This is a genomic window from Pseudonocardia sp. McavD-2-B, assembly GCF_024124365.1.
Lineage (GTDB): Bacteria > Actinomycetota > Actinomycetes > Mycobacteriales > Pseudonocardiaceae > Pseudonocardia > Pseudonocardia alni.
Window position 1 is genome coordinate 1 of record NZ_JAMXSG010000218.1, and the last position, 10,081, is coordinate 10,081.

The 10,081-nt window shown below is 74.5% G+C and carries 8 protein-coding genes and 3 pseudogenes; all 11 read left to right on the forward strand.

Annotated elements, in window-relative coordinates; translation table 11 throughout:
* Positions 1–211 (forward strand): annotated as a pseudogene (locus NH602_RS22955) (hypothetical protein); the annotation flags it as partial.
* 32 nt (positions 212–243) lie between these two features.
* Positions 244–858 carry a GTP cyclohydrolase I FolE gene (folE, locus tag NH602_RS22960; protein WP_374210252.1) on the forward strand — a complete coding sequence of 205 codons (615 nt, stop codon included), beginning with the start codon at positions 244–246 and terminating at the stop codon, positions 856–858.
* A 49-nt stretch (positions 859–907) separates the two neighbouring features.
* A complete protein-coding gene (folP, locus tag NH602_RS22965; RefSeq protein WP_073576927.1) occupies positions 908–1,738 on the forward strand; it encodes a dihydropteroate synthase in 831 nt (276 codons plus the stop codon).
* Positions 1,735–2,100, forward strand: coding sequence for a dihydroneopterin aldolase (gene folB, locus NH602_RS22970; RefSeq protein WP_073576766.1), 366 nt, complete (start codon positions 1,735–1,737; stop codon positions 2,098–2,100). Before folP ends, folB begins: the two co-directional genes overlap by 4 nt.
* Positions 2,097–2,612, forward strand: a complete 516-nt coding sequence (gene folK, locus NH602_RS22975) for a 2-amino-4-hydroxy-6-hydroxymethyldihydropteridine diphosphokinase (protein WP_073576765.1) — start codon at positions 2,097–2,099, stop codon at positions 2,610–2,612. The genes folB and folK overlap by 4 nt, the downstream gene beginning before the upstream one ends.
* Positions 2,609–3,145, forward strand: a complete 537-nt coding sequence (locus NH602_RS22980; RefSeq protein ID WP_073576764.1) for a DUF3180 domain-containing protein — start codon at positions 2,609–2,611, stop codon at positions 3,143–3,145. The genes folK and NH602_RS22980 overlap by 4 nt, the downstream gene beginning before the upstream one ends.
* A gap of 302 nt (positions 3,146–3,447) precedes the next feature.
* Positions 3,448–3,951, forward strand: a pseudogene (locus NH602_RS22985) (PrsW family intramembrane metalloprotease); the annotation flags it as partial.
* 577 nt (positions 3,952–4,528) lie between these two features.
* Positions 4,529–5,677 (forward strand): hypothetical protein, encoded by a 1,149-nt coding sequence (locus NH602_RS22990; protein WP_253068877.1) that lies wholly within the window; start codon positions 4,529–4,531, stop codon positions 5,675–5,677.
* Positions 5,674–7,431, forward strand: coding sequence for a cation acetate symporter (locus tag NH602_RS22995; protein ID WP_179761460.1), 1,758 nt, complete (start codon positions 5,674–5,676; stop codon positions 7,429–7,431). Before NH602_RS22990 ends, NH602_RS22995 begins: the two co-directional genes overlap by 4 nt.
* 216 nt (positions 7,432–7,647) lie before the next feature.
* Positions 7,648–7,989 carry a DUF485 domain-containing protein gene (locus NH602_RS23000; RefSeq protein WP_253068876.1) on the forward strand — a complete coding sequence of 114 codons (342 nt, stop codon included), beginning with the start codon at positions 7,648–7,650 and terminating at the stop codon, positions 7,987–7,989.
* Positions 7,986–9,578 (forward strand): annotated as a pseudogene (locus NH602_RS23005) (cation acetate symporter); the annotation flags it as partial. The gene NH602_RS23000 and the pseudogene NH602_RS23005, both read left to right, overlap by 4 nt.
* Between the last annotated feature and the right edge of the window lie 503 nt (positions 9,579–10,081).

A 10,081-nucleotide genomic window follows, 5' to 3' on the forward strand; every position in this document is an offset into this window, starting at 1 on the left:
CCCGCAGGGGCAGAGCTGGCCGCCGCCGAACTGGGCGCAGCCGCCGCAGCAGGGCGGGCCGCAGGGCCCCGCCCAGGGCGGTCCCTGGCCCGGTCGCGGACCGGGCGGCGGCAACGGCAACGGCGCTCACGGCAACGGCGCGCCGGGCGGTGCGAACGACCCCGGCGCCGGCGAGCAGCGACGCGGACACGACCCGGAGGCAGGACACTGAGCACGTCGACGACGGACGGACGCTCCGGACCGGTGGAGTCCGCCGCGGTGGCGGCCGGGGTGACTCGGGCCGTACCCGGCGGGATCGACCTGGACCGTGCGGAGCGCGCCGTCCGCGAGCTGCTGATCGCGGTCGGGGAGGACCCGGACCGCGAGGGTCTCAAGGAGACCCCGGCCCGGGTCGCGCGCGCCTACGGCGAGATCTTCGCCGGGCTGTTCGTCGACCCGGACACGGTGCTGGAGAAGACCTTCGACGAGGGCCACGGCGAGCTCGTGCTGGTCAAGGACATCCCGATGTTCTCCACCTGCGAGCACCACCTCGTGCCCTTCCACGGGGTGGCCCACGTCGGCTACATCCCGGCCGTCGACGGCCAGGTCACCGGCCTGTCCAAGCTGGCCCGGGTGGTCGACCTGTACGCCAAGCGACCGCAGGTCCAGGAGCGGCTGACCGCGCAGATCGCCGACGCCCTGGTGCGCAAGCTGAACCCGCGCGCGGTGATCGTCGTGCTGGAGGCCGAGCACCTGTGCATGGCCATGCGCGGCATCCGCAAGCCGGGGTCGCGCACCACCACCTCGGCGGTGCGCGGGCTGTTCAAGAGCTCGGCGACCTCCCGCGCGGAGGCGCTCTCGCTGATCAGGGGGCGGTGACGTGGTCGCCCCCGGCGGGGCGTTGCCGGAGCTCGGCCGCTGCGCGGTCATGGGGATCCTGAACGTCACCCCCGACTCGTTCTCCGACGGCGGCCGCTACGTCGACCGGTCGCACGCCGTCGCGCACGGTGTCGCGATGCGCGACGCCGGGGCCGACCTCGTCGACGTCGGCGGGGAGTCGACCCGGCCCGGCGCGCAGCGGATCGACGCCGCGACCGAGCGGGATCGCGTCCTGCCGGTGGTGCGCGAGCTCGTCGCCGCGGGCGTGCGGGTCAGCGTCGACACGACCCGGTCCGCGGTCGCCGAGGCCTGCGTCGAGGCCGGTGCGGCGATGGTCAACGACGTCTCCGGCGGCCTGGCCGACCCGCGGATGGCCGCGGTCGTCGCCGAGTCGCGGACGCCCTGGGTGATCATGCACTGGCGCGGGCACAGCGCCGGCATGCAGCAGCTCGCGGGCTACGAGGACGTGATCGGCGAGGTCCGGTCCGAGCTCGTCGCCCGGGTCGACCACGCCGTGATGGCCGGGGTCGACCCCGGCCGCATCGTGCTCGACCCCGGTCTCGGGTTCGCCAAGAACGCCTCGCACAACTGGGCGCTGCTGCGCCGGCTCGACGTGTTCGTCGACCTGGGGTTCCCGGTGCTGGTCGGGGCCTCGCGCAAGCGGTTCCTCGGCGAGCTCCTGGCCTCGGCCGAGGGCGAGCCGCGCACCCCGCCGGGCCGCGACATCGCGACCGCCGCGGTCAGCGCGCTCGCCGCCAACGCGGGCGCCTGGGGCGTGCGGGTGCACGACGTCGAGTCCACGATGGACGCCATCGCGGTCGCCGCCGCCTGCCGGCTCGGCGCCTCGCGCCCCCGCACCCCGCGGGAGACCGGGCGGTGAGCGACCGGATCGAGCTACGGGGTCTGCGGGTCCGCGGGAACCACGGCGTGTTCGACCACGAGCGTCGCGACGGCCAGGAGTTCGTCGTCGACCTGGTGGTGCACGCCGACCTCGCGCCCGCCGCCGCCTCGGACGACCTGGCCGACACGCTGCACTACGGCGAGCTCGCCGAGCTGGCCGCGGGCATCGTCGGCGGTCCGGCCCGGGATCTCATCGAGGCCGTCGCCGGGGAGATCGCACAGGCCGTACTGGACTCCGACGCCCGGGTCGCCGCCGTCGAGGTGACGCTGCACAAGCCGTCGGCGCCGATCCCGCTGACCTTCGACGACGTCGCGGTCGTCCTGACCCGGAGCCGGGCGTGACCCGCGCGATCCTGTCCCTCGGCTCCAACCTGGGCGACCGGGCCGCGCACCTGCGCACGGTCGTCGCGGACCTGGGGGCGGCCGTCGTGGCGGTGTCGCCGGTGTTCGAGACGGCGCCGTGGGGCGTGACCGACCAGCCGGACTTCCTCAACGCGGTGCTGGTCGCGGACGACCCGGCGCTCGATGCGTGGGGCTGGCTGCGCCGGGGGCAGGCACTCGAGGACGCCTCGGGCCGGGTCCGCGAGCAGCGGTGGGGGCCGCGCACCCTCGACGTCGACGTCGTCCAGGTGACCGACGACGGCGCCCCGGTCACCTCGGACGACCCGGAGCTGCTCCTGCCGCACCCGGGCACCCCCGACCGGGCCACCGTGCTGCTGCCGTGGCTGCTCGCCGAGCCCGGGGCCGTCCTGCACGGGCACGGGCCGGTCGCCGACCTGCTGGACCGTCTCGGCCCGGACGGCCGTGCCGGCGTGCACCGCCGCGACGACGTCGTCCTGCGGGACCCGGCATGACCGCGCCCGGACCGGGCGGACGGCGCTCGGGCCGCGGCCCGGACGACGACCCGCGCCCGACCGTGCGCCCGACCCGGGTCCGCGACGTCGCCGCGATCGCCGTGGTCGCGGCCCTGCTCGGCAACATTCTCGTCCAGCTGACCTACGGGTCGCTGCCGACGCTGCCGGTCGCCGCGGCGGTCGTCGTCACGGTCCTCGCCGCCGCCGAGGCCGCGGGCGGGGTCGTGCTGCGGCGCCGGATCGAGCGCCGGAACGGCGCCGTCCCGGTACCGCCGCTCGTCGCGGCCCGGGCGGTGCTGCTCGCCAAGGCCTCCGCGGTCGGCGGCGCGGTGGTCGCCGGGCTGTGGGTGGCCGTGCTGATGCACACGCTGCCGCGGGCCGCGGTCGTGGTGGCCGCGTTCCGGGACAGCGTCGTCGCCGGGATCGGTGTGGTCAGCGCGCTGCTGCTGATCGGCGCCGCGTTCTGGCTGGAGTACTGCTGCCGGGCCCCCGACGACCCGGACGACACCGACGGTGGGATCCGCTCGACCTGAGGCGCGTCCCCCGCGCGGACGGGGCCGGTTCTCTACGCTGGACGGTCATGACGTCCCCGACGCTCGGCCGCCCGTACACACCGGTGCCGGCGCCGTCGGCCAAGCGACGGGGCGTGCTGCTGCCGGTCGTCGGCCTGGTGGTGCTGGCCCTGCTCGCGGTGATCACGATCGGGGTGCTGCAACGCGCGATCGGGACGCCGGGGGTGATCGTCGGGACCCTGGCCGCGCTGCTGCCGGTCGTGCCGGTGGTGGCGGCGTTCCTCTGGGTGGACCGCTGGGAGCCCGAGCCGCCGCGGATGCTGATGGGCGCGTTCCTCTGGGGCGCCGGGTTCGCCGCGCTGGTCGCCCTGCTGATCAACACGAGCGCCTCGGCGGTGCTCGACGCGGCCGCCGGGCGCGGCGCGGGCGACCTGTTCGGCCCGGTCGTGGTCGCCCCGGTCGTGGAGGAGTTCACCAAGGGCCTGTTCCTGGTCGGGCTGCTGCTGTTCCGGCGCCGCGAGTTCGACGGGATCGTCGACGGCGTCGTCTACGCCGGGATCGTCGCCGCCGGGTTCGCGTTCAGCGAGAACATCCTCTACCTCGGCCGCGCGGTGTCCGAGCCGGAGTCGGCCGGCGTGCTCGCGACGCTGTTCGTCCGCGGCGTCGCCTCGCCGTTCGCGCATCCACTGTTCACCTGCATGATCGGCATCGCCGCCGGGATCGCGGTGGCCAGCCGCAGCATCGGGGTGCGGGTGCTGGCGATGATCGCCGGTTACGTCGCCGCGGTGGTGCTGCACGCGCTGTGGAACGGCGCGTCGGTGCTGGCCGCGACGCCCGGCGGCTTCTTCCAGATCTACCTGTTCGTGATGGTCCCGATCTTCGTCGGGCTGATCCTGCTCGTGGTGTTCGCCCGTCGCCGCGAGGCGCGGATCGTCGCCGCGCAGCTGCCCGGCTTCGCCGCCGCGGGCTGGATCGCGCCGAGCGAGGTGACCCTGCTGGCCCGGCTGTCCCGGCGGAAGGGCTGGCGCACGCTGGTGCGGCGCCGCTCCGGCCCGGCCGCGGCGAAGGCCGTCGCCGAGTACCAGTCCGCGGTCACCGAGCTGGCGTTCATGCGGAACCGGATCGCGCGCGGCGCGGTGAAGGAGAGCGCCCACGCCCTGCACGACGAGAAGCTGGCCGCGGTGCTGCGGGCCCGTGCCGTCGCGGTCGGGGTGCCGGAGGCGCTGGTCGCGGCCTGGGCGCGGAAGCGTCCGTCGGACTGGGAGCCGCCGCCCCCGGCCGCGCCGGACGGCAGCTTCTCCGGCCAGTTCCGGATCCCGACCTTCCCCGACGGCGGCGGCGCGTCCGCCTCCGCGGGGCCCGCCGTACCGCCGCTCCCGCCCGGCCCGGACCCGTGCGAACCTCGTGCCGGATCCCTACGCCCCGGAGGGTGTGCGCCCCGGCGACGGCTGGCCGTCCGCCCCGGGGGTGACCCCGGCACCGGGCGTCGCCGACAGCGGGAAGCAGTGGCCCCCCTCGAGCGGCGGCTCCGGTCTGCCCCAGCGAGTCCCGGGCGCGACGTCGTGGTCGAACACCTGGTCCCCCGACCGCAGCGCGCTCCTGGCGGGCACCACCGACACGACCGGCGCCCCCGGGACCGCGGGCGCGACCGGCACGGCAGGCGTCACGGACAGTGCGACCGGCACCGACACGACCCGTGGCACGGACACGGCCGACACCCACGGCACGGCCGACGCCGGGATCCCGGCCCGTACTGGGACCGGGGACACGACCGTCGTCGCACCGGCCGACCGGCCGCGCCCCGAGGAGTCCCCCGAGACCCGTCCGGTCCCCACCCGCTGGTCCGCGGCGGGACGGCGCGGCCCCGTCGCACCGGTGCCGTACCGCCTCGCGGACTCCGCCGACCGTGCCGACGACGAGCTGGACGACGACCTCCCCGACGAGGACGAGCTCGACGAGGAGCTCGACGAGCTGCGCGGCGGCCCCCTCGAACGCACCGAGGTCATCTGGCGCGCCCCCGAGGTCGACGTCGTCGCCCCGGCTCCCGAGCCCTCGGTCGAGCCCGGTCCGGAGCCGTTCGCCCCGGCCGCCGCGGCGCCCTACACCGGGGCCCGCCCGCGCCCGTTCTCCGCGGAGCCGACCGATCCGCCCGCGGCCGTCGAGGAGCTCGACGACGCCGACGGCGCGGGGCCCGGCGCCGGGCGCGTCCGCGTCGTGCTCTCCGAACGCCGCTCGACCGCGCAGTCCTCGCGCGGGCTGTCCGACGTGCAGGACCCCGGCGCCGTCGGCACCCTGCTGCGCAACTCACTGGTCCGCACCCAGCTGCTGCTCGCGCTCCGGGTCAGCGTCGTCGCGCTGATCGGGCTGGGCGTGCTGCCCGCGCTGTTCATCGCGGTCCCGGTGATCGGTCAGGTCGAGGTGCTCGGCATCCGGTTGCCCTGGCTGCTGCTCGGCGTGCTCGTCTACCCGTTCCTGCTCGGCCTGGGCTGGTGGTACGTGAGCTCCGCGGAGGCGGCGGAACAGGACTTCGCCGACGACGTGGCCGATCGATGAGCCTGACCGCGATCCTGTCGCTGGTCGCGATCGTCCTGGTGGCGGTGGCGTCCGCCGTGATCGGCTCCGTCGCCCACCGGACACGGCTGACCTCGGACTTCCTCGTCGCGTCCCGGTCGGTGCCGTCTCGGCTCAACGCCGGCGCGATCTCCGGCGAGTACCTGTCCGCGGCGTCGTTCCTCGGCATCGCGGGGCTGATCCTCGTCCAGGGCGTCGACGCGCTCTGGTACGCCGTCGGCTACACCGCCGGCTACCTGTTCCTGCTGCTGTTCGTCGCCGCGCCGCTGCGCCGGTCGGGCGCCTACACCGTCCCCGACTTCGCCGACGCCCGGCTCGCCTCGCCGGTGCTGCGCAAGGTGTGCACGGCCGTCGTCATCGTCATCTGCTGGCTCTACCTGCTGCCGCAGTTGCAGGGCGCCGGGCTGACCGTCGGCATCGTCACCGGTCTGCCCGACTGGATCGGCTCCGGCGCGGCCGGGGTGATCGTGGTCGCCACCGTCGCGCTCGGCGGGATGCGGTCGGTGACGTTCGTGCAGGCGTTCCAGTACTGGTTCAAGTTGACCGCGCTCGCCGTGCCCGCCGTGATCGGCCTGGCCGTGTGGCTCGGCGACGGCCACACCTTCGCCCGCGACGAGCCGCCGGAGTTCCGCGAGCCCACGACCGTCTCGGTCGGCACGCCGGTGACACTGGAGGCGCGGCTGGCCGTCGACGTCGTCGCCCGCGGCACCGTCGACGGGCAGGCCGTCGACGGCCCGCTCCGCTGGGTCGCCGGGTCCACCCACGAGGTCACCGCCGGGACCGAGCTGCGCTTCGCGGCGGGCGATCCGGTACCGGTCACCCGCGGCGCCCCCACCGACGACGAGAGCTGGCTGCGCCCTTTCACCGGCTCCGAGCAGCACCAGCTGCTCGCGACCTACTCCCTGATCCTCGCCACGTTCCTCGGGACCATGGGCCTGCCGCACGTGCTCGGCCGCTTCTACACCAACTCCGACGGCCGGGCGGCCCGGCGCAGCGCCGTACTCGTCCTGGCGATGCTGGGCGGCTTCTACCTGTTGGTGACCCTGCTCGGCGTGCTGTCGCGGGTCTACACCCCGCAGCTGCTGGTCACCGGCCGCACCGACGCCGCGGTGCTGCTGCTCCCGACCGCGATCCTGGGCAGCGGGCTGCTCGGTGCGCTGGTGGGCGGCCTCGTCGCCGCGGGGGCGTGGGCCGCGTTCCTGTCGACGGCGTCGGGCCTGCTGGTCAGCCTGGCCAGCGTCGTGTCCACCGACGTGCTGCCCCGCCACGGCCGGATGACCCGGCGCTTCCCGCTGGCGACGGTGCTCGCCGGGGTGCCGCCGACCGTCGTCGCGCTCGTGCCGACCGGCCTGAACTTCGCCGAGGCCGTCGCGCTCGTGTTCGCCGTCGCCGCGTCCACGTTCTGCCCGCTGCTGGTGCTGGGCATCTGGTGGCGCGGGCTGACCGACGTCGGCGCGATCGCCGGGGTCGTCGTCGGCGGGGTGGTGTCGGCCGGGGCGGTCGTCGCCGCGCTGGCCGGCGCCGACGTCTCCGGGCTCGGCACGTCGGCCGGCTGGATCGGGGTCCTGCTGTACCGGCCGGCGATCGTCAGCGTGCCGCTGGCGTTCGCGACGATGGCGCTGGTCTCCAACTTCACCCGCGCGCGCCGCCCCGCCGACGCCGGCCAGGTGCTGCTGCGCCTGCACGCACCCGAACGACTGGGTCTCATGCGGGACCGATTGGACGACAGGGCCTGACGGGTCTCCCCCGAATGGGTCTACACAGCGTGACCGTTCGGACGGGTCGATTCGTCCGGACCGGGGTTCTTCGTCGGTAACGGCACGCAACGACGTTCCCCGATGCGATACCCCGTCGTTGTTCCGGGTGAAGTGTGTCCCCCGGGGGCGCGCCGCGGTCCCCCGGCCACGACGCGGCCCGGCTCCCCGCAGCACGACCCGAAAGGAACCGGCGCCATGAGCAGCCCCGCAGAGCGCTCGGCCGGCACGATCTACCAGCAGATCCAGGCGAGTCCCGAGTTCCGGGCGTACCGCAGCCGACTCCGGCGCTACGTGTTCCCGATGACCGCGATCTTCCTCGCCTGGTACCTCGCGTACGTCGGTCTCGCCAGCTACGCCCCAGATTTCATGTCCATCCGGGTCGTCGGGACGATCACGGTCGGGCTGCTCGTCGGCCTCGGCCAGTTCGTCTCCACGTTCCTGATCACGACCCTGTACGTCCGGTTCGCCGAGCGTGAGATCGACGGCCCGACCACCGAGCTGCGCGCCCGGGTCGAGCAGGCGGAGGTCCGCGCATGACCACGTCGGTACTGGCCCAGGCCGAGTCGGTCGGCTCGGTCGCCGCGAACCTCGGGTTCTTCCTGCTGTTCGTGATCGTGACCCTGATGATCGTGCTGCGGGTCAGCCGCACGAACGCCACGCGTGCCGACTACTACACCGGCGGCCACGCGTTCACCGGCCCGCAGAACGGCACCGCGATCGCCGGTGACTTCCTGTCCGCGGCCTCGTTCCTCGGCATCGCCGGGGCCATCGCGCTCTACGGCTACGACGGCTTCCTCTACTCCATCGGCTTCCTCGTCGGCTGGCTGATGGCGCTCCTGCTCGTCGCGGAGCTGCTGCGCAACACCGGCCGCTTCACGATGGGCGACGTCCTGGCGTTCCGGATGCGCCAGCGCCCGGTCCGCGCGGCCGCAGCGACCTCGACGCTGGTCGTCTCGCTCTTCTACCTGATCGCGCAGATGGCCGGGGCCGGCGGGCTGATCTCGCTGCTGCTGCAGATCCCGAAGACCGACACGCTGTCGCAGGCGCTGGTGATCGTCGTCGTCGGCGGCCTGATGGTCGTCTACGTGCTGTTCGGCGGCATGAAGGGCACCACCTGGGTGCAGATCATCAAGGCCGGGCTGCTGCTCACCGGCGCCGCGGTCATGACGACCTGGGTGCTGGGCCGCTACGGGTTCAACCTGTCCGCGGTGCTGGAGCAGGCCACCGAGAACTCCGAGCGCGGCGAGGCCATCCTGAACCCGGGCCTGCAGTACACGAACAAGATCGACTTCATCTCGCTGGGGCTGGCGCTGGTGCTCGGCACCGCGGGCCTGCCGCACATCCTGATGCGCTTCTACACGGTGCCCTCGGCCAAGGAGGCCCGGCGCTCGGTGGTCTGGGCGATCTGGCTGATCGGCATCTTCTACCTGTTCACGCTGGTGCTCGGCTACGGCGCGACGGCGCTGCTGCCGCCCGGGACGATCACCCGTGCGAACCAGAACGACGCCGCGCCGCTGCTGGCCTACGCACTCGGCGGCGAGATCATGCTCGGCCTCATCTCGGCGGTGGCGTTCGCGACGATCCTCGCGGTCGTCGCCGGTCTGACGATCACCGCGTCGGCCTCGTTCGCCCACGACGTCTACGCCAACGTGCTCCGCCGCGGCAACGCGACGCCGGAGGCCGAGGTGAAGGTCGCCCGGACGACCGCGCTGGTCATCGGCCTGGTCGCGATCGGCGGCGGGATCGTCGCCAACGGCCAGAACGTCGCCTTCCTGGTCGCGCTGGCGTTCGCCGTCGCCGCGTCGGCGAATCTGCCGACCATCCTGTTCTCGCTGTTCTGGAAGCGGTTCAACACGACCGGCGCGCTGTGCAGCATCTACGGCGGAGTGACCGTCTGCGTGGGCCTCATCGTGATCTCCCCGGCCGTGTCCGGGTCCCCGACCTCGATGGTGCCGAACGCGGACTTCGCGTTCTTCCCGCTGTCCAACCCCGGTCTGGTGTCGATCCCGGTGTCCTTCGTCCTGGGGATCATCGGCACCTTCCTCGGTGGCCGCGAACGGTTCAACGCCGCCCGCTACGCCGAGATGGAGGTCCGCTCGCTCACCGGTGCCGGTGCGGTGCGCGCGACCACCGCGCCGAAGGAGGCGCCGAAGCCGACCGCCGTGCCCGCCGAGGACCTCATCGGGATCCCCCGGCGCGGGGCCGAGGGTTCCGGTCGGCACCGCTCGCAGCCGCGCCCGCAGCCCCGGCCGAACCCGGGGCAGCAGCGTCCGCAGACCAGCCGCCAGGCCGGCGAGCTGTTCGGCAACACCGGGCTGACCGGCACCCAGCCCGCGGTCGGGGCCGACGGGCGTCCGGACCTGTTCGGGACCGGGCGCAGGCCCGGGCCGCAGGGCACCGGCGGGTACCGCCCCGCGCAGGCCACCGGCGGATACCGGGCCGTCCAGCCGCCGCTGGACCCGAACGAGGTGACGATCCCGCACGGGTCGCTCTACCGCGACGACGGCCGCTGACCCGCGCCGCTCACGGCGGGTTGACGGGGCGGCGTGGCAGGATGGCGCCATGTCCGACCCCGGTCCCGCCGTGAGCGGGTCCGACCTCCCCCCCCACGCCCCCATGCTGGACGTCC

What these genes read in the sequence shown, in the direction of transcription:
- NH602_RS22980 (WP_073576764.1), top strand. Translation starts at nt 2,609, where the DNA reads ATGACCGCGCCCGGACCGGGCGGACGGCGCTCGGGCCGCGGCCCGGAC.
- NH602_RS22995 (WP_179761460.1), top strand. Translation starts at nt 5,674, where the DNA reads ATGAGCCTGACCGCGATCCTGTCGCTGGTCGCGATCGTCCTGGTGGCG.
- folP (WP_073576927.1), top strand. Translation starts at nt 908, where the DNA reads ATGGGGATCCTGAACGTCACCCCCGACTCGTTCTCCGACGGCGGCCGC.
- NH602_RS23000 (WP_253068876.1), top strand. Translation starts at nt 7,648, where the DNA reads ATGAGCAGCCCCGCAGAGCGCTCGGCCGGCACGATCTACCAGCAGATC.